The organism is uncultured Gemella sp. (genome assembly GCF_963525875.1).
Taxonomy (GTDB): domain Bacteria; phylum Bacillota; class Bacilli; order Staphylococcales; family Gemellaceae; genus Gemella.
Map to the genome: position 1 here is coordinate 50,685 of NZ_CAURMG010000004.1, position 25,062 is coordinate 75,746.

Genomic DNA, 25,062 nt, shown 5'->3' on the forward strand with positions numbered 1-25,062 from the left:
TCGTTTTGACAAAATATTATTTATTAGAGAATAGAGATTTATTCTTTCCGTCTAATACTTATACAATAGATGTAACGGACAAAAAATTTTTAAAAACAATAAAGACTGTTAAAAAAGATAAGATTCCAGTTTTTGTGACTTATAAAAGAAAACCTATTGATAGTTATGATGATTCTTTTTCTGAAGAAGATGTATTCGATAGTAATGGCTTTAACGTTTTCTTTGGAACTTATGGACAATTAACTATTGATAAAAAAAATAAAAAATATGAATATCAATGTTATGGTATCGCAGAAGTAAAAAGTGGAGTATACAATAATAATCATGTAGAGCACTTAGATATTAACATAAGAGAAATAGTTGATAATGGTTTTGATAAAACTGGATTATTAAATAGTATTAGAACTAATTTTCTTAATTATTTAAAAAGAGAAAACTTTGATATAGATTATTACAAAACTGACGATTTAGAGAAGTTTATAAATAAAAATATTAAGTTCTTCCCAATCGATAAAATGCTAAAACAACGAGTATTGTTTTTATTAGATTTAGAGAAGAAAGCAATTTTCTTGAATAGAAGTTTAGAAGCGTTTTTAGTTGGTAATAGTTATAAACGTGAAATAGATGAAAAAGTCCGTGCGAATATAGATAATCAACAAAAAGAGTATTTCTTAAGAGAACAAATGAAAGTAGTGCAAGATGAATTGAAACAAATTGCACCTGAAGATGATGATATTGAGAAAATTCGTCAGGCTATTAATGCTATTGAGTTATCAGAAGAAGATAAAGCAGTATTATTAAAAGAAGTTGATCGATTAGAAAAAACACCGGTGATGAGTCCAGAACATTCTATAATTAGAACTTACCTGGATACAGTAGTAGCTTTACCATGGAATACATTAACTGATGATGAGATTGATATACAGAACGCGGAAAAAATTCTTAATGAAGACCATTATGGTTTAGAAAAAATTAAAGAAAGAATTTTGGAATTCTTAGCTGTAAAAAAATTAAGAGATGATATGAAGTCTCCAATATTATGTTTATCAGGTCCTCCTGGGGTTGGTAAGAGCTCATTAGCGAAGTCAATTGCTTCGTCAATGGGAAGAAACTTTGTTCGTATTTCTTTAGGTGGAGTACATGATGAAGCAGAGATTCGTGGACATAGAAGAACATATTTAGGGGCTCTACCTGGAAAAATTATTCAATCTTTGAAAAAAATTAAAACTAAGAATCCTGTGATTCTTCTTGATGAGATTGATAAAATGGCTTCAGATATAAAAGGTGATCCGGCTGCGGCTATGCTTGAAGTTATAGATCCAGCTCAAAATAATGAGTTTGTGGATCATTACTTGGATATTCCATTTGATTTATCTAAAGTTTTATTTATTGCAACTGCGAATAATTTAAGTTTAATCCCTGCACCTCTTAGAGATAGAATGGAGGTTATTGAACTTGAGTCTTATACAATTAAAGAAAAAGAAAATATTGCGGCTAAATATTTAATTCCACGTCAAATTAAAGAAAATGGACTTAAGAAAAATCAAATTACATTTAGTAAGCAAGCTATTAATAAAATAATTAATGGATACACTTATGAGGCTGGTGTTAGGAATTTAGAGCGTGTATTTGGTTCGGTTTGTAGAAAAGCAGCTTTAAAAGTTCTTAAGGGTGAAGAAAAAATCAAGGTTGGCGTTAATAATCTTGAAGAATTTGCTGGTCCAGAAAAATATAGCGCTAAAGATAAGAATGTAAAACCTGAGGTTGGATTAGTTAATGGTTTAGCTTATACTGTAGTAGGTGGAGATACATTGGAAATTGAAACGAGTATTTCAAAAGGTACAGGTAAAATTATCTTAACTGGTAAGTTAGGAGATGTAATGAAAGAATCAGCTCAAATGGCTATCTCGTTCTTACGTTCAAATGCTGAAAAGCTAAGAATTGAAGATATTAATTTTTCAGAAATTGATATTCATCTACATGTTCCAGAAGGTGCAGTTCCTAAAGATGGTCCTTCTGCGGGTATAACAATTACTACTTCAGTATATTCAGCTCTTACTAAAAAAGCTGTTGATAATAATATTGCTATGACTGGTGAAATGACATTACATGGGAAAGTTTTACCAATAGGCGGAGTTAAAGAAAAAATCTTAAGTTCAGAGAAAATGAATATTAATACTATAATTATTCCAACTAAGAATAAGAAAGATCTAATTGATATTCCAGAAGAAGTTCTTGAGAAATTAACTATTCATACAGTTGATAATATTCAAGAAGTGTTTAAAATAGTATTTGGAGAATAGTAATGATAAAGTTAAATACACATAATGTTGATCTACTTATTAGTGCAGTATCAAGAAAACAATATCCCGAGCATGATAAACCCGAAGTTGCAATGTGTGGTCGATCTAATGTTGGTAAATCATCTTTTATTAATACAATATTAGAAAGAAAAAATTATGCACGTGTATCTTCAAAACCTGGTAAAACACGTACATTGAATTTCTTTGATGTAGATGATAAAGTTGTTTTAGTGGACGTTCCAGGTTATGGTTATGCTAAGTTATCTAAACCAGAAAAAGAAAAACTGTATGATATGATTGTAGAATATTTCACTAATAGTGAAAATCTAGGTTTTGTTTTACACTTAATAGACAGTAGACATAAACCGTCTCAAGATGACATAGAAATGAATGAATTTCTTAATTATTATGAAATTCCATTTGTTATAGTCATGACAAAAATTGATAAAATATCTAAAAATGAACTTGCTAAAAATACAGGAATTATAAAGCGTGAATTAGACTTAACAAATAATATGGCAATTATTCCATTTTCTTCTGTTACGAAGATAGGAAAAGAACAGGTTCTAAAAGAAATAGCTAAGGTATTAGAAGATTAGTATAAAAAAAGTGGTGGGGAATGACCTTAAAATCATAATTTTGAAGAAAATTGATTTTGTAGAGTCATCCCCACAAAGTGTTTTAGATATAAAAAAGTTTTATAAACGTATGTAGATATCAATAAAACGCTACATCTATGATTTCTCATTTAAAATGTTTATGAATTTAGATTTTTGGTTCAGTCCTATTTTTGATTATCTTTACAGGATATATGGTGAACTATTTATAAATATTTTATCTTTACATACTAAAGAAAACTTGTTATAATAAGGTTTAGGTGAGTCAACAAAAAAAGTTGACATTTTTCACCAAAAACTATTGACATACATTTATTTTAATGTTAGAATAATATCTAGCTTAGAAAACTTAGCGTTATAGATTCAACTTTTTCATTAAAACACTTCATAAACACACACACATAAAATTAATAAAAAGTTGAAACATAAGGAGTACAAACATGGCAGTAAAAATCCGTTTAAAAAGATTAGGTGCTAAAAAATCACCTTTCTACCGTATCGTTGTTGCTGATTCAAGATCTCCACGTGATGGACGTTCTATCGAAACTATCGGTACTTACAATGCTGTTAAAGAACCAGCAGAAGTTAAAATCGATGAAGAGTTAGCATTAAAATGGTTAGGTAATGGAGCTCAACCTTCTGACACAGTTAGAAGTTTATTATCAAAAGAAGGAATTATGAAAAAATTCCACGAATCAAAATTAAATAAATAAGAAATTTAGCCCCTTAGTAAAATAAGGGGTTTTTGTTTGTTTTAAATTGTGTTATAATATAATATAAAAAATCTAAACACAACACAACTATATGGCTGTAGAGTGGAGTAAAAAATATAAAAAAGGAGGATAATATATGGAATATTTAATTGAAATATTACCTAGTTTATTGAATGGTGCATTAATAACTTTAGAAGTATTCTTCTTAGTACTAATTTTATCTATTCCATTAGGTATTTTTGTTGCATTCATAATGCGTTTTAATATAAAGATACTAAATTATTTTATTAATATTTATATTTGGATTATGCGTGGAACACCGTTATTATTACAGTTAATTTTTATCTATTATGTACTGCCTTCAGTAGGAATACGTTTTGATAGATTACCTGCAGCTATAATTGCATTCACCTTAAATTATGCAGCGTACTTTGCTGAAATATTCCGTGGAGGTATTGACTCTATACCAAAAGGACAATATGAAGCGGCAAAGGTATTAAAATTTACTCAGTTTCAAACTATTAGGTATGTGATTTTACCACAAGTAATAAAAATTGTCTTACCTAGTGTATTTAACGAAATAATGAGTTTAGTTAAGGATACATCATTAGTATATGCCTTGGGAATTAGTGATTTGATTTTAGCTAGTAGAACAGCAGCGAACAGAGATGCTAGTCTATTACCAATGTTTGTAGCGGGTGCAATTTATTTAATATTAATTGGTATTGTAACAATTATATCTAAACGAGTAGAAAAACGTTATAATTATGATGGGAGGTAACTTATGTTAGAATTAAAAAATATTAGTAAAAAATTTAAAGATCGACAAATACTCTCTGATTTCAATTTGACAGTTGAAGAAAATAAGATTTTAGCAATAGTTGGGCCTTCTGGTGGTGGTAAGACTACTTTATTAAGGATGTTAGCTGGACTTGAAAAAATAGATTCTGGTGAAATTATTTATAATGGTGAGTCGCTTCCTATAGATGAATTGGAAAAAAGAAATCTGTTAGGTTTTGTATTCCAAGATTTTCAACTTTTTCCACATCTTACTGTATTAGAAAATTTAGTACTTTCACCAATAAAAACAATGAGTATGGAAAAAAACGATGCTGAGAAAAAGGCATTAGAATTATTAGAGAAACTTGGTTTAGAAAAACAGGTTAATAATTATCCTATTTCTTTATCAGGTGGTCAAAGACAACGTGTTGCATTAGCTCGTGCGATGATGATAGAACCCAAAATAATAGGATATGATGAACCTACTAGTGCTTTAGACCCTGAACTTAGATTGGAAGTTGAAAAATTAATTTTGAAGAATAGAGAACTAGGTATAACTCAGATTGTCGTAACACACGATTTGCAGTTTGCTGAGAACATAGCAGATAATATTCTGAAAGTAGAACCAAGATAAGAGGTGAAAATATGAGAAAATTGAAATTCCTTATTACACTAATTATGACTGTTCTAATAATCACTGGTTGTGCATCAGGAGGAAAAGATAAACCTAAAAAAGATAATTGGAATAATTTCCAAACTGATAAGAAAATTATTATCGGTTTTGATAATACATTTGTTCCGATGGGATTCCAAGATAAAAGTGGTAAAAATGTAGGATTCGATATTGATTTAGCGAATGCAGTTTTTGAAAAATATGGAATTAAAGTTGAGTGGCAAGCTATTAACTGGGATTTAAAAGAAACTGAATTAAAAAATGGTAACATTGATTTGATTTGGAATGGTTATTCAAAAACTGAAGAAAGAGAAAGTGTTGTTCAATTCACAAAACAGTATATGATTAATGAACAAGTTATTGTTGTAAAAAAATCAAAAAATATTAAATCTATTTCTGAATTGAAGGATAAAATACTAGGAGCTCAAAATGGATCTTCAGGATATGATACATTTAATGAAAAGCCTGAGGTACTTAAGAATATAGTTAAAAATAACGATGCTACCCAATATGAGAGTTTTAATGAAGCTTTAATAGACCTAGAAAATGACCGAATAGATGCCTTATTAATTGACAGGGTATACGCGAATTACTATTTAAAACAACAAAATAAACTTGAAGATTTCAATATATTAGATGCTGGATTTGATAGTGAAGCTTTTGCGGTAGGCGCAAGAAAAGCAGATATAACACTTGTCGACAAGATTAACGACGCTTTTTATGAGTTATATAAAGAAGGAAAATTCCAAGAAATTTCTAAGAAATGGTTTGGAGAAGATGTAGCAACAAAAGAAGTTAAAAGTAAATAAGTTATGAGGAGGTGACTATCATTAAAATTTAATGTAGTGAACCTCCTTTTTATAGAATTTTTATTTGAAATTCAATCATTTAAGTATAATATAGTTGTAATAGGTGTCAACAAAAAAAGTTTACAAATATTAGTAAAAGTACTTGATTTTTTCCTAATTATTATTTATAATAAATAGGTATGTGATTAACTCACTGAAAAATAACTCTGTTCGTATTAAAAGCGTTCAGGGCAGAAGGAGACGATAATAATGAGAGAAGGAATTCACCCAGATTACCGTAAAGTTGTATTCTTAGATACTACAAGTGGTTTCAAATTCTTAAGTGGTTCAACTAAACCATCTAAAGAAACTATCGAGTGGGAAGATGGAAATACATACCCATTATTAAAAGTTGAGATCTCTTCAGATACACACCCATTCTACACAGGGCGTCAAAGATTCGCTCAAGCAGATGGTCGTATCGAACGTTTCAACAAAAAATACGGTATCAAGTAAGAAAAATAAAACAGGCATATCTTTATTGGATTGTCTGTTTTTATTCTATTAGTAATTGTATATAATATAAGCCCAAGGGGATTAGAAATGGTAGAAAATAGAAAATTTGGTTGGATAGAATGTATTTGTGGTAGTATGTTTTCTGGGAAATCAGAAGAATTATTAAGACGTATTAAACGTGGGGTAATTGCTAAACAAAGTGTACTTTTATTCAAACCGTCTATTGATAATAGATATGAAGAAAATAAAGTATCGACTCATAATGGTAACACTTATGAATCTGTAAATATAGATAAAGCTGAAGAAATTTATGACTATATAAAAAATAAAAATTATGATATTATAGGTATTGATGAAGTGCAATTTTTTGACAAAAAAATTGTTGAAGTAATTAATAATCTTGCTGATAATGGAATTCGTGTTATTGTTGCGGGATTAGATATGGACTTTAAGGCCGAGCCATTTTATCCAATGCCAGAAATTATGGCTATTAGCGAAATGGTTACAAAACTTCATGCAGTTTGTAATAAGTGTGGTAAAGAAGCAAGTAGAAGCCAAAGATTGATAAATGGAGAACCTGCTAAGTATGATGATCCAATAGTAGTAATTGGAGCAAGTGAATCGTATGAGGCTAGATGTCGTCATTGTCATGAAATTAGAAGATAAATTAGGAGGAACAAATGGAAATTTTTGGACAACTTGAGATAGTTGAAGAGCGTTATGAAAAATTAAATGAATTACTAAGTGATCCAGATGTTGTAAGTGATACAAAAAAACTTATGGAATATTCAAAAGAACAACGTTCAATTGAAAAAACGGTATCGGTGTTTAGAGAATATAAAGATATAGTGCAACAAATAAAAGACACTAAAGAACTTCTTGAAATTGAAGAAGATAAAGAAATGAAAGAAATGATGCAAGAGGAAATTAAGGAATTAGAACCGACTCTTGCACCTATGGAAGAAGAATTAAAAATATTATTATTACCAAAAGATCCAAATGACGGTAAAAACGTTGTTGTTGAGGTTCGTGGAGCTGCTGGTGGAGATGAAGCGCAATTGTTTGCAGGGGATTTATTACGTATGTATACTAGATTTGCAGAATCTCAAGGATGGAAAGTTGATGTACTAGAACGTTCAGAGACTGGAATCGGAGGTATCAAAGAAGCAATTTTTATTGTTTCTGGAGAAGATGTCTATTCTAAGATGAAATTCGAAAGTGGAGCTCATCGTGTACAACGTGTTCCAACAACAGAATCAAGTGGTCGTATTCATACATCTACTGCAACGGTAGTAGTATTACCAGAAGCTGAAGAGATTGAAATTGATATTAATGAAAATGATATTCGTGTTGATACTTTTGCATCGAGTGGTGCTGGAGGTCAATCGGTAAATACAACAATGTCAGCTGTACGTTTAACTCACATTCCTACAGGTGTAGTAGTATCTATGCAGGATGAACGTTCTCAGATTAAAAATAAAGAAAAAGCTATGAAAGTTTTACGAGCTCGTGTATACGATAAATATCAACAAGAAGAGCAAGCTAAGTTTGATGCTGAACGTAAGTCTAAAGTTGGTACAGGAGACCGTTCTGAGCGTATTAGAACTTATAACTATCCTCAAAATCGTGTTACTGACCACAGAATTGGTTTAACTATTCAAAAATTAGACCAAATTATGGAAGGTAAACTTGATGAGGTACTAGAAGCACTTCGTATTGCAGAACAAGCTGAAAAAATGGCAGAACTTAATAAAGGTGAAAAACTATAATGAACAGAAGGCAAGCTATAACAAAAGCTTGTCTTCTTTTAAGAAGACAAGGAAAAGAAGAGAGTCTAGCAAGATTTTTATTAATGTATATGTTAGATGAAAAGCCGCAGCTATTCTCAAATAATATTTCAGAAGTATTATCAAAAGAAAACGAAGAAATGTATTTTTCTTTAATAGAAAAACATATTAGAGAAGATATGCCATTAAGTCATTTAGTAGGATTTGAGTATTTCTATGATAGAAAATTTAAAGTTACCAAAGATGTTCTATCGCCTAGAATGGAGACTGAAGAGCTTATATATAGGGTAATTGAATACGTAAAAACAACTAAGAAAGATAGTATAAAAATCTTAGATCTTTGTACTGGAAGTGGTATTATAGCTATTACGTTAAAAAAAGAATTAGAACTAAAATCAGTTGAGATTATAGCTAGTGATATTAGTGGAGAAGCTCTAGAAGTTGCAAAAGAAAATGCAAAACTAAATAATGCTGATATTAAATTTATAAAATCAGATATCTTTAATAATATAGATGAAAAATTTGATATTATCGTATCTAATCCTCCGTATATAGATCGTAAAGATGAGATTACGATGAAAGCTAATGTATTGAATTACGATCCTCATTTAGCGTTGTTTGCAGAAGAAGAGGGGATGTATTTTTATCGTAAAATTGTAGAGAAAGCTAAAAATTATCTAAATCATAGTGGTGTTATATTCTTTGAAATAGGATATGATCAAAGAAATAAAATTATAAAATTAGCAGATATAAATGCTTATCATGCTGAAGTATATAAAGATTTAAATGGTCGAGATAGAATAGCATTTTTAGGAGAGAAATAAAAAAGACGAGAGTTACTTAGGAAATTACCTAAGTTAATAAACTCTTGTCTTTATTTCTATTGTGATAATCTGTTTAAAATCAAAAATTAAAGTTCCCTATAAACTCCTACACATTCTCCAATAATTTCAACGTTTCTAGTGACAATCGGTTCATAGTTAGGATTACATGGATAAAGGATTACATTGTCGTTTTTTACGAATATTTTTTTTAGTGATGCTTCATTCCATTCAGTTAAACGAACAGCCGCTATTTTCCCATTTCTAACAGAACTTTGTTGCCTTATAAATACTAGATCTCCATCGAATATTCCAGCTTCAATCATGCTATCCCCTTTAACACGTAAAGCAAAATCCGCACGCATTCCTTGATCTATAAAAATATGTTCATCATACTCTTCTTCTATATATACACCATCACCGGCACAGATAGTACCTAGAATTGGTAGTTTTGACACATCATCAGAGAAATCGTAAGTTTCATTAAATTTATTTTCATGAGATGTAAGGTCCATAATTTCACTTTCTCCTACAAGCCAATCGGGATTGACAGATAAATATTCTGCTATTGCTAGAAGCTTATCACGTTTAGGCGTATATTTACCTTTTGACCAATCACTAATAGATGAGGGAGTAATTTTAGTGAAGCGAGCTAGTTCTGCTTGTTTTATATTCTTTTCTTTTAAACACTTTTTAAATCTGATACTAAAAGTTGTAGTCATAATGCTAATTTCCAATCTATATTTGTTTATATTTAAATTATAAAGTAAACCGTATATAAAATCAAGAGAATTTAATAAAAAAATTAAGAAATATGAATTTTTCTCTTGATTTTCGGTTTTCCGTATGTTATTATATAAGCATAGAAAGAAATTAAGTTTTACGTATAAAAGAAAGTAGGTAATATTATGTTTATATTTTGGATTATTATATTGGTATTATTAGCAAAAGTTTTTACATTTTTCGAAACAAATCAATTAAAAATTGTAAAAAGAGGTAAATTAAATCGTAAAGTCTATTAAGTAGGTTTTATATATTTAAAATAGTTGTTATGAAGAAAAATTATTATTTATTATTATAAGATTAGGAGTATTATATCAATGCGACTAGTCTTATTTCTTTTACAGTAATAAAATTATTTAAATACTTTTAAAAAATAAATCTATAGAACGTTTTCAAAGATGTAATTATAATAAAAACTATGTACTAATACTGGAAAATATTGTATAATAAAAAATATAATAATAATATTAGGAGGATTTCTTAATGAAATTAGTATTAACTAGACATGGTGAAAGCCAATGGAATCTTGAAAACAGATTTACTGGATGGGTTGATGTAGATATCACTGATAAAGGTAGACAAGAAGCTATTAAAGGTGGACAAACTCTTAAAGAATTAGGACTTACTTTTGATGTAGCTTATACTTCATACCAAAAACGTGCTATTAAAACTCTAAACTTATTCTTAGAAGAATTAGATTTATTATGGATTCCAGTACACAAAAGCTGGAGATTAAATGAAAGACACTATGGTGCTCTTCAAGGATTAAATAAAGCAGAAACTGCTGAAAAATATGGTGATGAACAAGTTCACATCTGGAGAAGAAGTTTTGATGTTGCACCTCCAGCATTAGATAAATCTAGTGACATGTACCCAGGAAACATCGATAGATATAAAGAGATTCCTGAAGGAGAAATCCCATCAGGTGAAAGCTTAAAACTTACTATTGATCGTGTATTACCATATTGGGAAAGCGATATTTCTAAACAAATTAAAGCTGGTAAAAATGTGCTTATTTCTGCTCACGGAAATAGTTTAAGAGCGTTAATCAAATACTTATTAAACATCTCTGATGAACAAATCTTAGATTTAAACTTACCAACAGGTACTCCATTAGTATTTGAAATTGACGAGAACTTAAATATTATCTCTGCACCGGAATTATTCTAATAAATGAAAAAGTTGATAATATTACTAACAACCTTGCTAATTCTGCAAGGTTGTGGTTCTAAAGGAGATATCTCTACAGAACAATTGCAAAAACTTACTAATTCTGTGACTTTAAGCCAGCTAGAAAAAACAGAATTTGATAAGAAAGAAAATAAATTAGTTATCTATACAGATGATGAAGTTATAAATAAAGAGGGGTTTGATACAATTATAAAATCTCTTAAATTAAATAACTTTAATGGAAAAGCAATAACTGCTGATAAAATAACTTCAACAGAGTTTAGTAATAAGGATTTTAATATTGTTATTGTTACAAAAAACAATAATACAGTTACATTTAGTACTAAAGATAGTGCAAATAAAAATTATAATATAGAACAAACTAAATATTCAAATAACTATATGAAAAATAAATTAGCTGCTTTTTCTAAAGAGTTAATAAGTTTTGATGAATTAGTAGGAACTATTGAAACAGATTTAGATAAATCACGTCCACTAGGTGATAAAGTGGAGAAATTTAAAGATGTTACAGATAAAGTAAATGCATCTATAGTAACTTTAAAATCATTATCTAAAGAGACGATTGAGTATGATAAATTAGCTGAAGTCAAACAAAAAATTACTAGACTAGAAGTTTTAACTAACACTGTAATTACAGCTGTAAATTCATCTGTAGAAGCTAAAAAAGGATCTGCGATTGCGGGGGCTTTTTTAAGTATAAATGATATTGATAAAATTGCTCGTGATCTTGCAGCTATGTAAAAATAAAACCTGGGTATATTGTGTGCCCAGGTTTTGTTATTATAAAAAATCAGTAGGTTTAATATCTTCCATGCCAATCATTGGATCGATAGTATTAATGTTTTGGTAGTCAAGTATATATGTCTTCAATTCATTATCTATATCAATATTATTAATTTCCTCTTCTTTATTTGCTGTAAAGAACCATTCTAAAGCAGTTTGCCTGTTGACTACATTTGTTGGTTCAATAGATTTGTAAAATACATTTGAATTACCGCAAAGAATTAACTTTTTCTTAGCTCGAGTTATTGCAGTATAAGTTAGATTTTTATTTAACATGAAATTATAATTATCTATAAAAGGAATAATAACATTTTCAAACTCCGATCCTTGAGCTTTGTGTATTGAGCAAGCATATGAAAGTGTTATTTGATTAAGTTCTTGTTTTTCATATGTAACATAATTATCGTCATAATCAATAACTATTTTAACTTTATTTCCCTCTTTGTATATTTCTTGAATATAACCAATATCACCGTTGAATATATTATCTTCAGGTCTATTTACAAGTTGCATAACCCTATCATTGATTTTATAAATTAATTCTCCATACTCAATTTGTTCATCATTGTCATTGAATCTTGATTGAATAGCTGTGTTTATCTCATTGATACCACTAGTACCTTTATAAATAGGAGCAAGTATTTGAATATTCTCCTTATTTGTTGTCTTAATCAAATCGTCATAAACTGCAGAAATAACATTTATCATTTCATTTTTATTCGCAGAAATAAACTCTTTATCATCGAAATTTTCTAGTACATCAAATGGAATATTATTTTTTATAGAATGTGAAATATTGATAATACTAGAGTGTTCACTTTGTCTAAAGATTTTATTTAATTTCACCGTAGAAATAGCATTAGAATTTATTAAGTCATTCAATACATTACCAGGTGCTATTGAAGGTAGCTGATCGTTATCTCCAACTAAAATTATCTTGGCATCTTTATGAATTATCTTCAATAGGTTATACATTAAGAAGACATCAATCATACTAGATTCATCAATAATTACCAATTCTGATTTTATACTTTTGTCACTGACAAATTCTTCCATATTCTCATCTTCTGTGCTCCATCCAATTGCTTTATGTATAGTAGAAGCATAAAAGCCAGTACTTTCAGACATTCGTTTTGCAGCCTTGCCAGTAGGAGCACATAGAGTAATAATATTTCTAGTTTCATCAAGTAAGTCGTGAATACTATAATTTTTAATCTTTTGAAATATTTTAATTACCGCTAGAATAATAGTTGTTTTACCGGTCCCAGGTCCCCCTGTTAAAATAGCAAAGTTATTAAGAATACAGTTTTTAATTGCAGCAATTTGTACAATATCGTATTCTATTTCTAATTCATCTTCAACTTCGGTTATATATTTATCTAATAATTCATCGCTGATATCAATACTATTTTCTTGTTGTAATCTACGATTTATATCACTGTAAATAGAATATTCTGAGTAATAAATTTCTGGTAAAAACACTCTGTCTTCGATTTCAATTAATTTTCCAGTATCTAAAGCGAAGGTATATGCATTTAGGATATCTTGTTTATCAACGGCTGTATTTCTTGAAGAATAGAGCACGTTAAAAGTATTGTATAAAAGATTATTTTTTGAAATATAGGTATTTCCTGTAGAGAAACAAAATGAATTAATCGTATATATAAAGCCATAAAGAATTCTATTTTGATCGTTTACAGCAATTTCATTTGTTTCAGCAATTTTATCAACAGTTTTGAAATTAATTCCTTTAATATCTTTTATTAGTGCGTAGGGATTTTCTGTAATTGTGCGTAATGTGTTATGTTTATAAAAGTTATATATTTTTAATATTAGGTTATTACTAAGATTATATTCATTTAGTTTTAGTATAATGTCTTGTGTTTGTTTGTTGGCTACTATAGTAGCGTAGATAGTATCTTTACGCTGAGTTGGTATACCTTTAATTTTAAATAGGCAATCTTTATCTTCATAAATTTTATCTAATGCATCCACACCTAAACTATCTACTATTAGTTCAGCTGTTTTTCTACCTACACCTTGAAAAATTGAACTAGATAAATATGAAACAATAGCTTCTTTATCTTTTTCAATGACTGGTTCTACAACGATAGCCGAAAGTTGAATTCCATATTTTCTATGTTGTACGATTTCACCCTTAAAAGAATATAAATCATCCTCCACAAATTCAAAATCATTAAATGTACCAACAACGCTTAAATAGTCTCCTTCAGCAAAATCATATTTATCATTTAAAAATATTGATAGAATATAATAATTATTATCTTTATTATGAAAAATAATCTTGTTTAAATATCCTTCTACTGTTTGCATATAAATCTCCTACAAATTTCTTTCTAAGAACAATGATAATATATAATAATGAAAATGTCTAGTGAGGATAATGAAATAAATGTTAGATAATATTATAAGTAAAGTTTTATATTCGTTACAATTTAGAGAGAAAGAAAAAATATTACAGAAAATAAATATGTTATTTTAGTTACAAAATAAGTTTCGTTATGGCAATTTTTTTTATAAAGTGTTATAATAAAATGATAATAAAAAAAGGAGGTTTAATCTGTGGTTACAGTTGAAAATGTATATAACCATCTTAATAAATTAGCTGATGTTAAGCTAGCAGAAAAATGGGACAATGTAGGTTTGATGTTAGGAGATTATAATAATGAGGTAAATAAAGTATTGGTTTGCTTAGATGTAACTACTAAGGTTGTTGAAGAAGCGATAGCGAACAATATAGATTTAATAGTTTCGCATCATCCACTGATTTTTAAACCTCTAAAATCGCTAGATTTCACAGAAGATTTTAAATCTAATATTATTAGAAATTTGATTAAAAATGATATTTCAGTAATATCATTCCATACTAATTTAGATTCAGCAACTCTTGGACTTAATGATTATTTAGCGAAATTACTTAACCTAAAGGATATAAAAGTATTGTTTGAACATTATTTAGATAATACTGCAGGATTAGGAAGAATTGGAAAATTAGAAAAATCGCTTAATTTTAATGACTTCATTAAATTTGTAAAAGAAAAATATTCATTAGAAACAGTTTCGGCAGTGATAGGTGATGAGAAAGAAATAAGCACAGTCGCTCTTCTAGGCGGAAGCGGTGCAGATTTTCTTTATACTTTACCGGAAGATGTAGATATTTACTTAACAGGTGACGTAGGGTATCATGCAGCTTTAGATGCTATTGAAATGAAAAAGAATATAATAGATATTGGACATTTTACTGAAAATTTAGTAAAAGAATTATTGTTAAACTATATTGCTAAATTGGATGTGATGGTAAAAAAATCAGATGTAGAAGCATCGCCGTTTAAAATAATATAAGGATATAGGGTTTCCTTTGTTAACCCAATTTTATATCATAAGGAGGTACATAAGTATGGCAAAAGCAACACCAACGATGGAAGATTATATTGAAGTAATATATTCTTTAGTAAAAAATAAAGGTTACGCAAGAAGTGCGGATATTGCAGAAAAACTTGAAGTTTATCCTTCTACAGTAACTAAAATGTTAAAAAAACTTGATGTTGAAGGATATATAGTTTATGAGAAGTATAGAGGTATTGCTCTGACTGAACAAGGTGAAAAAATGGGGGAATATGCACTTACTAGACATGAGTTATTAGAAGATTTTCTAAGATTAATAGGAGTAGATGAAGATAAAGTATATGATGAGGTCGAAGGTATTGAACATCACTTCGGACGAAGTTCATTAGAAAAAATTAAAGACTTAATGAAATACTTAAAAGACAATAATTATAAAGCTTAATGGAGAATTATAGTGGTAGATAAAGAATATTTAAAATTATGTCAGTATATTTTGGATAATGGTATTTCTAAGGAAGATAGAACAGGAGTTGGTACTAAAAGTATTTTTGGTTATCAGATGAAGTTTGATCTTTCAAAAGGTTTTCCATTATTAACGACTAAAAAAGTAAATTTTAATTTAGTATGGTCTGAATTACTTTGGTTTATAAAAGGTGATACAAATATTAAGTTTTTACTTCAAAATAAAAATAACATTTGGAATGAGTGGGCATTTAAAAAATGGGTAGAAAGTGATGAATATACAGGTCCGGATATGACTGATTTTGGTCATCGTACATTAGTAGATGAGGAATTTTCTAAACTTTATAAAGAACAAATGAATTTATTTAAAGAGAAAGTTCTTTCAGATGAGGAGTTTTCTAGTAAATATGGTGATTTAGGTAATGTTTACGGAAAGCAATGGCGTGATTTTAATGGTATCGATCAATTGAAAAATGTTGTGGAACAAATCAAAACAAATCCATCATCACGTCGCTTAATCGTTTCATCTTGGAATCCTGCTGAAGTTGATTCAATGGCATTACCACCTTGTCATTCATTATTCCAGTTCTATGTTAATGATGGAAAATTAAGTTGTCAATTATATCAAAGAAGCGGTGATGTATTCTTAGGTGTACCTTTCAATATCGCATCTTATGCATTATTAACAATATTAATAGCTAAAGAGTGTAATTTAGAGGTAGGAGAATTTGTACATACTCTTGGAGATGCTCATATTTATAGTAATCATTTCAAACAAGTAAAAGAGCAGATGTCTAGAGAGCCGTATGCATTACCTACTTTAAAAATTAATGATTTTGAGAGTATATTTGATCTTAAAATAGATGATGTTGAACTTATAAATTATGAAAGTCATCCATTTATAAAAGCCCCAATCGCAGTATAGGAGGAACGATATGTTATCACTAATTGTTGCATATGATAAAAATAAATCTATTGGTCAGGAAAATACTATTCCGTGGCGAATAAAAAAAGATATGTTAAGAGTCAAAGAACTAACAACCAATCAAACAATTATTATGGGGCGTAAAACGCTAGATAGTATAGGTCGTGCCTTGCCGAATAGAGTTAACAGGGTATTGACGCGTGATATTAGTTCTTTAAGTCATTATAAAAATATCGAAATTTATTCAGATGATACAATATTGGAAAATATAGAAACAGATAAGGCATTTATTTTTGGCGGTGGAGCTATATATAATATGTATATTGATAGATGTGATGAGATGTTTATTACTGAAGTTGACACTATAGTAGAAGCAGATACAAAGTTTCCTGATTTTGACTTAGATGAATGGGAATTAGTTAGTAGACAAGAATTTTCAAAAGATGCAGAAAATGAATTTGATTTTGCATTCTTACATTATAAGAGAAAGAGGGGATTATAGATGATAGAAAAAGTAAAAATTGTAATAGATTCATCTAGTGATTTAACTTTTGATGAGATAGAAAAGTACAATGTTGATGTAGTTCCACTTACAATTAATGTGGATGGAATAGAATATGATTATCGTACGATAAGTAATGATGAGTATATTGAAAAAATGCGAACGGCCAGTTCGTATTCAACAAGCCAACCAGCAATTGGTAAATTTATAGAGTCTTTTGAAAGATGGACAAGTGAAGGTTATAAAGTTATTGTTTTAACATTATCATCGGCTTTAAGTGGTACTTATAATACAGCAGTAACTGCAAGTTTAGAGTTTGATGGAGTGTATGTAGTTGATACTAAAACTACTACACGAGGAATGGTTTTTATTTTAGAAGAATGTTTAAAACAACTTAATGATAATGTAGAATTAGAGACTGTTGTTGCTAATTTAAGAGAGAAGACTAAAAATATATTAACTTATGTTACAATCGATAAACTTGACAATTTAGTAAAAGGTGGTAGACTAAGTAAGTCACAAGCTTTAATTGGAGGTTTATTAAATATTAAAGTTTTAACTCAATTAAAAGAAACTGAGTTAGTTGCTTTAGATAAGGTTCGTGGTAAAAAGAAACTTATTAAGACCTTAATTAGTCATATAGAAGAAGATAAAAAAGATAGAACAATAAAAAGTATAAGTTTACCAAATTCAATTGCTGATGAATATATTACAATAATTAAATCAGAGTTAAAAGAAGCATTTGGTTATGAGGTTAGTGAAACTGAAATTTTCACTACTACACCAATTATTTCGACACACACAGGAGAAAATGCAGTAGGTATCTTAGTAGAGTTAGTATAATCGGAGGTTAAGATTATGACAAATTTCGATGAAACAAGATTATTTGATAGCAATTTATACGATAAAAATGATATTCATAATATATTGAAGAATGTAGTTGAGACTATTAAAGGACGAGGATATGACCCGATTAATCAACTTATGGGTTATATTAAAACATCAGATCCAGTTTATATACCTCGTGATAATCATGCTAGAGAACAAATTAGACTAATAGAAATGGATGATATATTAGAATATTTACTATACTTTTTTATACAGGAGTCGTAGATGTTAGAAAAAAGAATTATGGGGCTAGATTATGGATCGAAAACCATTGGTGTAGCCGTTAGTGATCTATTAGGCTTTACTGCTCAAGGTATTGAAACAATTAATATCAATGAGCAGATAAAAGATTTTAAGATTAAAAGAATAAAAGAGTTGGTTTTAGAACACGATGTTGGGACTATCGTAGTAGGTCTTCCTAAAAATATGGATAATTCTGTAGGGTTTAGAGGAGAAGCAACACTATATTTTGTAGAAGTTTTAAAAAAGAAAATAAAAAATGTTGAAATTATTCTACAAGATGAGCGATTGACAACAATGGGTGCTGAAAGAGTTCTTCTTGAAGCTAATGTTTCAAGGAAAAAAAGAAAAAATGTTATTGATAAAATGGCTGCTGTATTAATATTGCAGACATATTTAGATAAATTAAATTAATATAAAATCTTAGGAGGATAACAATATGCAAGAGAAAGATTTAAAAAATATAAGTATTGATAATACTGAAGAGGTATACACACTTAGTACTTTAGAAGGAGAAGAGAAAGAGTATCGTAAAATATTAGAATTTACAAACCCTACAAATGGTAATTTATACTATATCTTCGCTGAAGAGGAAACTATTGATGAAGAAGAAATCAGTATCTTCCCTATGGTATGTGTAGAAGATGGTGATGAAATGAGATTCGAACCGGTAGAAACAGATGAAGAATATGATATGATTTCTGAAGTACTAGATACTTTCTATTATGATGAGAGTGAATAAAATATGAGAGAAGATAAGATAAGAAGAAGTAGGGAACTTAGACAAAAAAATAGAAAAAAAAGATCTATTATTCCTATGTTATTGACTATCATTGTAGTTTTAGGTATTGCTGTTTTATCAATATTTTATTACATGACAACTCCAGTAGATAAAAGTAACAATAAAGATGTTACTGTTGAAATAAAAGAAAATTATGGTAGTGCTAGAATTGCTCAAGAACTAAAGTCAAAAGGTTTAATTCGTAATGAAGAAGTATTTAAGTTATATGCTAGATTGTCACCGAATACTTCATTTTATGTAGGTAATTTCAATTTAAAACAAAGTATGAGTTTACCTCAGATTATTCAAGAATTAGGAACAAAAGACAAAGCGACACTAGGAAATAGTTTTGCTTTAATAGAAGGAGATAGCATATTAAAAATTGCAAAAAATCTTGAAAAAACAAGTTTAAGTTCAGAAGAATTTTTGGCTAAAGTTAACGATGCAGAATTTATTAAAAAGCTTCAAAAACAATTTCCAGAACTTATAACTAATGATGTTTTTGGTAAGGATATTAAATATGCTTTAGAGGGATATTTATATCCGGCAATTTATGATATTGCTGACGATGAAACTGTCGAGGGATTAATTACTAAGATGGTTAAATTAACAAATGATAAAGTAGTTCCTTTATATAAAAAGAATAGTCGTTCATGGAAAATTAGTGGACAAGAAAAACAAATTTCTATTCATGATTATATGACTATGGCAAGTATACTTGAAAAAGAATCTACTAAGTCTGATGAAAACAAACTTATTGCGAGTGTATTTCTAAATAGATTAGCTCAAGGTATGAAATTACAAACTGATCCTTCGGCTAACTATGCGGCTGATAAACTTACTGGTGCGCCAACACAAGCAGAATTAAGTTTAAATAATCCATATAATACGTATGTGGTGGTAGGATTACCTCCAGGACCTATTTCGTCTATTGGATCTGTTTCTTATGAAGCTTTGAATAATGCAGAAAATACAGATTATCTATATTTCTTACACGCTACTAAAGGTGGTAAGGCATATTTCTCTAAAACATATGATGAACATGAAAAATTAGCTAAGGAACATATTGAAGGATATATCCCTTCAGGAAGTTAATAAACTATTATTGGGTGAGCATAAATTATATAATATATGCTCACTCATTTTATATTTAAAATGGTGCTATTGATAAAAAATAAAGAATAAGGTAAAATTAATTGTAAGATAAAAAACTAGGAGAAATTATGCAACAGTATTTTTTAAATGAAGAGTTAAATATTGAATCAACATATGAATTATCAAAAGAAGATAGCAATCATATCGTAAGAATTATGAGAAAACAAAATAATGATAAAGTCTATGTTGTATTTAAAAATGAAATTAAATATATTTGTACAATTATAGATAATAATGTAGATAAGGTATTAGTTGCTCCATATGAGCAAGTAAGCGGTAGTAATGAGCTTCCAACAAAAATTACAGTAGCTATACCACCATTAAAAAATGATAAGATAGAATACTTAATTCAAAAACTAACAGAACTTGGAGTAAGTAATATAGTTCTATTTAATTCTGAAAGAAACATTGCTAAAATAAAGAAAGATAAAGTAGATTCTAAACTTAATAGATGGTCAAAAATTATTAAAGAAGCTTCAGAACAATCAAAACGAAATCTTATACCAGATATTACATATGTTGATAGTTTGAGAGATTTAGTGAATTTTTCTGAGAAATATGATCATAAAGTGGTAGCTTACGAAAAAGAATCAGTGAATGAAGATAATATTAATCTTAAAAATTTATTAAATTCTGAGTTGAATAATAAAGATGTAATAGCAGTTTTTGGAAGCGAAGGCGGCCTATCAGAAAATGAGATTAGTATTTTAACTGAGAATAAATTTAGTGTGATAGGATTAGGAAAAAGAATATTACGAGCTGAAACTGCTCCGCTATATTTTGTTAGTTGTGTAGCTTATTTTAGTGAATTTAAGTAAAGGAGTCTAGGATATGAGTGTAGAATTGAATTTAACTGCAAAAGAAATATATGAGAAAGAATTTAAAAAAAGTAGAGTTAAAGGATATAGTGAAGAAGATGTAAATGATTATTTGGATTTAATAATTGAAGACTATATGAAATTAGATAAACTTTTGACTCGATTAAAAGAATTAGAAATTGAAAATCAAAATTTAAAAATTAAAATTGATGCTTTAAAAAATGCTAATCGAGATGAAAGACCTGTACAAGTTACTAATTTAGATATTTTAAAAAGATTATCTAAACTTGAAACGGCTGTATTTGGTCCGAACAGTGTAGATTATGATTTGTAAAATATTAATCTATTAAAAAGGAGATAATAATGAATGTATTATTAATTGTATCTGGAGGAATTGCTGCATATAAAGCAATAGACTTATCTAGTTCTCTTGTTAAAAAAGGTTATAATATAAAAGTTATTTTGACTAGAAATGCCGAGAATTTTGTAACTTACTTACCTTTTCAGACTTTAACAAAAAATAAAGTATATACTAGTACGTTTGATGAATTAGATGAAAAAGAAATACAACATGTAGATCTGACTAAATGGGCTGATAAAATAATCGTTGCTCCTGCTACAGCAAATATAATTTCAAAATTTTCTAGTGGAATTGCTGATGATTTAGCTACTTCATTAATGCTAGCTGTCAGAGATTTTAAAAAGGTATATATTGTGCCTGCTATGAATACTGCTATGTATCATAATCCTATTATTAAAGAGAATATAAGGAAACTAGAGAGTTTTGGTTTTAATTTTGTTGAACCTGATAGTGGTTTATTAGCATGCGGTGATATAGGTGAGGGGAAATTTCCAAGTATTGAAAAAATTGAAAGAACAGTGTTCTCTTCAGAAAGAGTTGATTTAAAAGGTAAGAAGGTATTAGTAACTGCTGGACCAACTAAGGAATTTATAGATCCATTTAGGTGTCTAACAAATCCATCTTCAGGGAAGATGGGTATCTCTATAGCTAATGAATTTGCAAGACGCGGAGCTAGTGTTATTCTAGTAACAAGCGTTGAAAGTAATAACATTAATAAAAATATAAATATTATAAAAATTATTAGTACTAGTGATATGTTTGAAGCGGTGAGAAATAATTATAAAGATTGTGATTATATAGTAAAAGCCGCAGCAGTTTCAGATTATACTCCCGTTGAAGTATTTGATAAAAAAGTTAAGAAACAAGATGGATCTTTATCAATAGAATTCAAAAGAACACAAGATATACTCAAATATGTTGGAGAAAATAAGTCTAAGTACCAAAAAGTAATAGGTTTTGCTGCTGAAACAAATAATTTGATTGATTATGCAAAAGAAAAAATTATTAAAAAGAATCTTGATTATATAGTTGCTAATGATATTTCACAAAATGATATAGGATTTGGTAGTGATAATAATGAAGTCTATATAATAGACAAATTTGATAAGATAACTAAAGTTGATAAGAATAGTAAAGATAATATAGCAAGAGCAATAGTAAACGAAGTGACTAAGTAACATTTAGTAATTTATAAAATTAATTGAAAGTGAGGTGAGGTTATGTATGCTGAAGTAATAATTGATGTAAACAATCATAATGTTAATCAGAGTTATTATTATTTAATTCCAAAAGAGTTTCAAGATAAAGATTTAGAAGGTTATAGAGTAGAAGTACCTTTTGGTTCTAGAATAATTCAAGGTTATATAGTAGCTGTTAAGGAAGGTGAATTAGAGAACGGTGAGGTTAAGGATTTTAAGTATATAAAGAAAATTAAAGATGATTTTCCGATTTTAACTAAAGAAATGATACTATTGTCTAAAGTAATGACTGATGAATTGTTTTGTACTAGAATTCAAGCGATTGAAACATTAATTCCTACTAGTTTAAAGAATAAATATGTTGAGTATTATGAACTAATTGATGCAAATACCACTTTACTTTTGGATTATGCTAAACATTTTAATAGTGAAAATTTAATTGAAAAGAAAAAATTTGAAAAGTTATTTACTGTTTCTCAAATTGGCTATTTAATCTCACTAAAAGCAATAAGACTTATAAGTAAAATTAAAGAAGTGAATAATGTTGAAGTAGAGGAATACATTAAAATTAATGAGTATAAGGATGAAAAACTTACAAAAAAACAATTAGAACTAGTCAACTATTTACTTAAAAATAATAAAATAAAGAAATCAAAGATAAAAGATATTCTAAATATAGGAAGTCCTGTTGTAAAAAAATTACTAGAATTAAATATAATAAAGGTTGAAGAAGAGGAAGTTGTTAAGAATATTAATACAGATATTATTCAAAACGACACTACGCTTAGTAAATATCAACAAGTTATTTATGATAAAGTAAGTGAAAACTTTGATAAATCAAAATTTAATGAATATCTTCTTCATGGTGTTACTGGATCAGGAAAAACGGAAATATATATTAAACTTGTTGAAGCAACGATTAAAAACGGTAAAGATGCCATAGTATTAGTGCCTGAGATCATTTTAACACCACAGATTGAGAAAAAATTTAGAAAAGTCTTCAATGATAATATAGCTGTTATTCATTCTAGATTAAATTCTAGAGAAAAATTTAATGAATGGAAAAAAATAAGAGATGGAAAAGTTAAAATATGCTTAGGAACTAGATCGGCAATTTTTGCTCCTTTTCATAATTTAGGTATTGTTATTATTGATGAAGAGCATGAAAATAGTTATAAACAAACAGACTCACCTAGATATGATGCTAAAGATATTGCTAAAAAACGTGGATTTTATAATAAATGTACAGTGTTATATGCAAGTGCAACACCCTCTGTAGATTTGTATTATAATTTCGAAAATAATAATCCTAATAATTTATTAAAATTATCGCATAGATTCAATAATAAATTACCAAAAATTAGTGTTGTTCACAATGATGATAAAGAAGATGTTATTGCAACTGAATTATTAATTAGAATTAAAGAAAAAATAGAAAAAAATGAGCAAATCTTATTATTAATGAACAAAAGAGGTTATACTAATTTTATCCGTTGTTTTTCTTGTGGGCATTTATATAAGTGTGAAAACTGTGATATAAGTTTAAACTATCATAAACATGATAACTCATTACGTTGTCATTTTTGTGGGTATCAAAAAAAGATTACAAGTATTTCTAAGTGCTGTGACCACCCTGAATTAGTATCTGGTAATTATGGTATTCAACGTGTAGAAGAGTATTTATACGAAAATATTCCAGGTGTTAGAATAACAAGGATGGATTCTGATACAACGAGTAAAAAAGGTGCGTATGAAAAACTTTTAACTGATTTTAAAAATCACAAATCTGATATTTTATTAGGCACTCAAATGATTTCTAAAGGTTTAGATTTTCCAAACATCACATTAGTAGGCGTACTATCAATTGATAGTATGATTGCATTACCTAGTTTCAAAGCTAATGAAAAACTATTTCAATTATTAGTTCAAACAGCAGGGAGAGCAGGACGTAGTAAGAAAGAAGGAGAAGTAGTTTTTCAGACAAATATCGCAAGTAATATAATAGATTATGCAATTGAACATAGTTATGAAAAGTTTTATAAATACGAATTAAATCGTCGAAAACTAATTGATTATCCTCCGTTTTGTAAAATATCATTTATAACAATTAAAGGTTATGAAGAGAAAAAAACAGAACAAGTTGCTAAGATGATATATAGTTTTATTAATGGGAAGCAGCAAGGTTTATCTATATTAGGTCCAAACAAAAGTTTGTTTTATAAGATAAATAAGGAATATAAGTTTAATATTGCGATTAGATATAAGGATGAAAATTATAAACAATTATATCCAATTTTAAAATATATAAATGATTATTTTGCTGAAAGTTTTTCAAGAGAAAAAATATCGATAACAATAGATAATGCAGCCTTAGATTATATGTAAATTTTTTAAATTTAATTGTACGAATATTTCATTAAAAAAGAATATTATATACCAATAAAATCAACTTACTAGTATAGCTATGTGAGTTGATTTTATTTCTGGAAAAAACGGTAAAAATTTGAAAAAAACGCGATTTTATCGTATAATAAAGAGATGTAGAATTATACTTAAATGACTGGAGGAAGATTGTGGAAATAGAACAAGTTATAAAAATTTCACAACTCT

At 28.3% G+C, this 25,062-nt stretch carries 27 protein-coding genes; 25 read left to right on the forward strand and 2 right to left on the reverse strand.

The window, feature by feature from the left end:
* The first annotated feature begins 5 nt into the window (after positions 1-5).
* The 10 genes from lon (at position 6) to prmC (ending at position 9,001) form a co-directional block, all read left to right on the forward strand.
* Entirely contained in the window at positions 6-2,303 is a 2,298-nt protein-coding gene (lon, locus tag RWQ73_RS01440) for an endopeptidase La (RefSeq protein WP_314406358.1), read from the forward strand.
* 2 nt (positions 2,304-2,305) lie between these two features.
* Positions 2,306-2,902 carry a ribosome biogenesis GTP-binding protein YihA/YsxC gene (gene yihA / locus RWQ73_RS01445; RefSeq protein ID WP_399540955.1) on the forward strand — a complete coding sequence of 199 codons (597 nt, stop codon included), beginning with the start codon at positions 2,306-2,308 and terminating at the stop codon, positions 2,900-2,902.
* Positions 2,903-3,360: 458 nt separating this feature from the next.
* Complete coding sequence (gene rpsP, locus RWQ73_RS01450) at positions 3,361-3,633, forward strand: 30S ribosomal protein S16 (RefSeq protein ID WP_314086294.1); 273 nt, start codon at positions 3,361-3,363, stop codon at positions 3,631-3,633.
* A gap of 136 nt (positions 3,634-3,769) precedes the next feature.
* Entirely contained in the window at positions 3,770-4,414 is a 645-nt protein-coding gene (locus tag RWQ73_RS01455) for an amino acid ABC transporter permease (RefSeq protein WP_314406359.1), read from the forward strand.
* A gap of 3 nt (positions 4,415-4,417) precedes the next feature.
* Positions 4,418-5,047, forward strand: coding sequence for an ATP-binding cassette domain-containing protein (locus RWQ73_RS01460; protein WP_314406360.1), 630 nt, complete (start codon positions 4,418-4,420; stop codon positions 5,045-5,047).
* Positions 5,048-5,058: 11 nt separating this feature from the next.
* The gene (locus RWQ73_RS01465) at positions 5,059-5,895 is read left to right on the forward strand and encodes an amino acid ABC transporter substrate-binding protein (protein ID WP_314406361.1); all 837 of its coding nucleotides are present in this window, start codon (positions 5,059-5,061) and stop codon (positions 5,893-5,895) included.
* Positions 5,896-6,144: 249 nt separating this feature from the next.
* Positions 6,145-6,390 (forward strand): type B 50S ribosomal protein L31, encoded by a 246-nt coding sequence (locus RWQ73_RS01470; protein WP_314086282.1) that lies wholly within the window; start codon positions 6,145-6,147, stop codon positions 6,388-6,390.
* An 87-nt stretch (positions 6,391-6,477) separates the two neighbouring features.
* Positions 6,478-7,056 (forward strand): thymidine kinase, encoded by a 579-nt coding sequence (locus tag RWQ73_RS01475; protein ID WP_314406362.1) that lies wholly within the window; start codon positions 6,478-6,480, stop codon positions 7,054-7,056.
* 14 nt (positions 7,057-7,070) lie between these two features.
* Positions 7,071-8,159 (forward strand): peptide chain release factor 1, encoded by a 1,089-nt coding sequence (prfA, locus tag RWQ73_RS01480; RefSeq protein WP_314406363.1) that lies wholly within the window; start codon positions 7,071-7,073, stop codon positions 8,157-8,159.
* Entirely contained in the window at positions 8,159-9,001 is an 843-nt protein-coding gene (gene prmC / locus RWQ73_RS01485; protein ID WP_314406365.1) for a peptide chain release factor N(5)-glutamine methyltransferase, read from the forward strand. The genes prfA and prmC overlap by 1 nt, the downstream gene beginning before the upstream one ends.
* Before the next feature lie 86 nt (positions 9,002-9,087).
* Here the strand turns inward: prmC and RWQ73_RS01490 are convergent, their stop codons facing one another.
* Positions 9,088-9,720 (reverse strand): S24 family peptidase, encoded by a 633-nt coding sequence (locus RWQ73_RS01490; RefSeq protein WP_314406366.1) that lies wholly within the window; start codon positions 9,718-9,720, stop codon positions 9,088-9,090.
* 544 nt (positions 9,721-10,264) lie between these two features.
* On the opposite strand from RWQ73_RS01490, the gene gpmA reads away from it, so the two are divergent.
* Positions 10,265-10,951, forward strand: a complete 687-nt coding sequence (gpmA, locus tag RWQ73_RS01495) for a 2,3-diphosphoglycerate-dependent phosphoglycerate mutase (protein WP_003145064.1) — start codon at positions 10,265-10,267, stop codon at positions 10,949-10,951.
* Between the two features lie 3 nt (positions 10,952-10,954).
* On the forward strand, positions 10,955-11,713 hold the full coding sequence (locus tag RWQ73_RS01500; protein ID WP_314406367.1) for a hypothetical protein: 759 nt from the start codon (positions 10,955-10,957) through the stop codon (positions 11,711-11,713).
* 39 nt (positions 11,714-11,752) lie between these two features.
* On the opposite strand, the gene RWQ73_RS01505 is transcribed toward RWQ73_RS01500, so the two are convergent.
* On the reverse strand, positions 11,753-14,089 hold the full coding sequence (locus RWQ73_RS01505; protein WP_314406368.1) for an ATP-dependent RecD-like DNA helicase: 2,337 nt from the start codon (positions 14,087-14,089) through the stop codon (positions 11,753-11,755).
* A gap of 249 nt (positions 14,090-14,338) precedes the next feature.
* On the opposite strand from RWQ73_RS01505, the gene RWQ73_RS01510 reads away from it, so the two are divergent.
* From RWQ73_RS01510 to priA, 13 genes are all read left to right on the forward strand, one after another.
* Complete coding sequence (locus tag RWQ73_RS01510) at positions 14,339-15,118, forward strand: Nif3-like dinuclear metal center hexameric protein (RefSeq protein ID WP_314406369.1); 780 nt, start codon at positions 14,339-14,341, stop codon at positions 15,116-15,118.
* Between the two features lie 55 nt (positions 15,119-15,173).
* Positions 15,174-15,563 (forward strand): transcriptional regulator MntR, encoded by a 390-nt coding sequence (gene mntR / locus RWQ73_RS01515; RefSeq protein WP_314086261.1) that lies wholly within the window; start codon positions 15,174-15,176, stop codon positions 15,561-15,563.
* A gap of 12 nt (positions 15,564-15,575) precedes the next feature.
* Positions 15,576-16,508 carry a thymidylate synthase gene (locus tag RWQ73_RS01520; protein ID WP_399540958.1) on the forward strand — a complete coding sequence of 311 codons (933 nt, stop codon included), beginning with the start codon at positions 15,576-15,578 and terminating at the stop codon, positions 16,506-16,508.
* A gap of 10 nt (positions 16,509-16,518) precedes the next feature.
* Entirely contained in the window at positions 16,519-17,010 is a 492-nt protein-coding gene (locus tag RWQ73_RS01525; protein WP_314406370.1) for a dihydrofolate reductase, read from the forward strand.
* A complete protein-coding gene (locus tag RWQ73_RS01530) occupies positions 17,011-17,853 on the forward strand; it encodes a DegV family protein (protein WP_314406371.1) in 843 nt (280 codons plus the stop codon).
* A gap of 15 nt (positions 17,854-17,868) precedes the next feature.
* Positions 17,869-18,123, forward strand: a complete 255-nt coding sequence (locus RWQ73_RS01535) for an IreB family regulatory phosphoprotein (RefSeq protein WP_314406372.1) — start codon at positions 17,869-17,871, stop codon at positions 18,121-18,123.
* A complete protein-coding gene (gene ruvX / locus RWQ73_RS01540; RefSeq protein WP_314406373.1) occupies positions 18,124-18,552 on the forward strand; it encodes a Holliday junction resolvase RuvX in 429 nt (142 codons plus the stop codon). It begins immediately after the preceding gene.
* A gap of 25 nt (positions 18,553-18,577) precedes the next feature.
* Positions 18,578-18,880 carry a DUF1292 domain-containing protein gene (locus RWQ73_RS01545; protein ID WP_314086248.1) on the forward strand — a complete coding sequence of 101 codons (303 nt, stop codon included), beginning with the start codon at positions 18,578-18,580 and terminating at the stop codon, positions 18,878-18,880.
* A 3-nt stretch (positions 18,881-18,883) separates the two neighbouring features.
* On the forward strand, positions 18,884-20,014 hold the full coding sequence (mltG, locus tag RWQ73_RS01550; protein ID WP_314406374.1) for an endolytic transglycosylase MltG: 1,131 nt from the start codon (positions 18,884-18,886) through the stop codon (positions 20,012-20,014).
* Between the two features lie 128 nt (positions 20,015-20,142).
* Positions 20,143-20,892 carry a 16S rRNA (uracil(1498)-N(3))-methyltransferase gene (locus RWQ73_RS01555; RefSeq protein WP_314406375.1) on the forward strand — a complete coding sequence of 250 codons (750 nt, stop codon included), beginning with the start codon at positions 20,143-20,145 and terminating at the stop codon, positions 20,890-20,892.
* Positions 20,893-20,905: 13 nt separating this feature from the next.
* Complete coding sequence (locus tag RWQ73_RS01560) at positions 20,906-21,226, forward strand: DivIVA domain-containing protein (RefSeq protein ID WP_314084232.1); 321 nt, start codon at positions 20,906-20,908, stop codon at positions 21,224-21,226.
* Between the two features lie 29 nt (positions 21,227-21,255).
* Positions 21,256-22,431, forward strand: a complete 1,176-nt coding sequence (gene coaBC, locus RWQ73_RS01565; protein WP_314084234.1) for a bifunctional phosphopantothenoylcysteine decarboxylase/phosphopantothenate--cysteine ligase CoaBC — start codon at positions 21,256-21,258, stop codon at positions 22,429-22,431.
* A 42-nt stretch (positions 22,432-22,473) separates the two neighbouring features.
* Positions 22,474-24,837 (forward strand): primosomal protein N', encoded by a 2,364-nt coding sequence (gene priA / locus RWQ73_RS01570; RefSeq protein ID WP_314084236.1) that lies wholly within the window; start codon positions 22,474-22,476, stop codon positions 24,835-24,837.
* The last annotated feature ends 225 nt before the right edge of the window (positions 24,838-25,062 follow it).

Coding starts and splice junctions, on each gene's coding strand:
- ruvX (WP_314406373.1), top strand. CDS start 18,124: ATGTTAGAAAAAAGAATTATGGGGCTAGATTATGGATCGAAAACCATT.
- mltG (WP_314406374.1), top strand. CDS start 18,884: ATGAGAGAAGATAAGATAAGAAGAAGTAGGGAACTTAGACAAAAAAAT.
- RWQ73_RS01500 (WP_314406367.1), top strand. CDS start 10,955: ATGAAAAAGTTGATAATATTACTAACAACCTTGCTAATTCTGCAAGGT.
- coaBC (WP_314084234.1), top strand. CDS start 21,256: ATGAATGTATTATTAATTGTATCTGGAGGAATTGCTGCATATAAAGCA.
- yihA (WP_399540955.1), top strand. CDS start 2,306: ATGATAAAGTTAAATACACATAATGTTGATCTACTTATTAGTGCAGTA.
- RWQ73_RS01560 (WP_314084232.1), top strand. CDS start 20,906: ATGAGTGTAGAATTGAATTTAACTGCAAAAGAAATATATGAGAAAGAA.
- RWQ73_RS01475 (WP_314406362.1), top strand. CDS start 6,478: ATGGTAGAAAATAGAAAATTTGGTTGGATAGAATGTATTTGTGGTAGT.
- prmC (WP_314406365.1), top strand. CDS start 8,159: ATGAACAGAAGGCAAGCTATAACAAAAGCTTGTCTTCTTTTAAGAAGA.
- rpsP (WP_314086294.1), top strand. CDS start 3,361: ATGGCAGTAAAAATCCGTTTAAAAAGATTAGGTGCTAAAAAATCACCT.
- mntR (WP_314086261.1), top strand. CDS start 15,174: ATGGCAAAAGCAACACCAACGATGGAAGATTATATTGAAGTAATATAT.
- RWQ73_RS01505 (WP_314406368.1), bottom strand. CDS start 14,089: ATGCAAACAGTAGAAGGATATTTAAACAAGATTATTTTTCATAATAAA.
- RWQ73_RS01545 (WP_314086248.1), top strand. CDS start 18,578: ATGCAAGAGAAAGATTTAAAAAATATAAGTATTGATAATACTGAAGAG.
- RWQ73_RS01470 (WP_314086282.1), top strand. CDS start 6,145: ATGAGAGAAGGAATTCACCCAGATTACCGTAAAGTTGTATTCTTAGAT.
- RWQ73_RS01490 (WP_314406366.1), bottom strand. CDS start 9,720: ATGACTACAACTTTTAGTATCAGATTTAAAAAGTGTTTAAAAGAAAAG.
- RWQ73_RS01525 (WP_314406370.1), top strand. CDS start 16,519: ATGTTATCACTAATTGTTGCATATGATAAAAATAAATCTATTGGTCAG.
- RWQ73_RS01455 (WP_314406359.1), top strand. CDS start 3,770: ATGGAATATTTAATTGAAATATTACCTAGTTTATTGAATGGTGCATTA.
- RWQ73_RS01465 (WP_314406361.1), top strand. CDS start 5,059: ATGAGAAAATTGAAATTCCTTATTACACTAATTATGACTGTTCTAATA.
- RWQ73_RS01535 (WP_314406372.1), top strand. CDS start 17,869: ATGACAAATTTCGATGAAACAAGATTATTTGATAGCAATTTATACGAT.
- priA (WP_314084236.1), top strand. CDS start 22,474: ATGTATGCTGAAGTAATAATTGATGTAAACAATCATAATGTTAATCAG.
- prfA (WP_314406363.1), top strand. CDS start 7,071: ATGGAAATTTTTGGACAACTTGAGATAGTTGAAGAGCGTTATGAAAAA.
- RWQ73_RS01460 (WP_314406360.1), top strand. CDS start 4,418: ATGTTAGAATTAAAAAATATTAGTAAAAAATTTAAAGATCGACAAATA.
- gpmA (WP_003145064.1), top strand. CDS start 10,265: ATGAAATTAGTATTAACTAGACATGGTGAAAGCCAATGGAATCTTGAA.
- RWQ73_RS01555 (WP_314406375.1), top strand. CDS start 20,143: ATGCAACAGTATTTTTTAAATGAAGAGTTAAATATTGAATCAACATAT.
- RWQ73_RS01530 (WP_314406371.1), top strand. CDS start 17,011: ATGATAGAAAAAGTAAAAATTGTAATAGATTCATCTAGTGATTTAACT.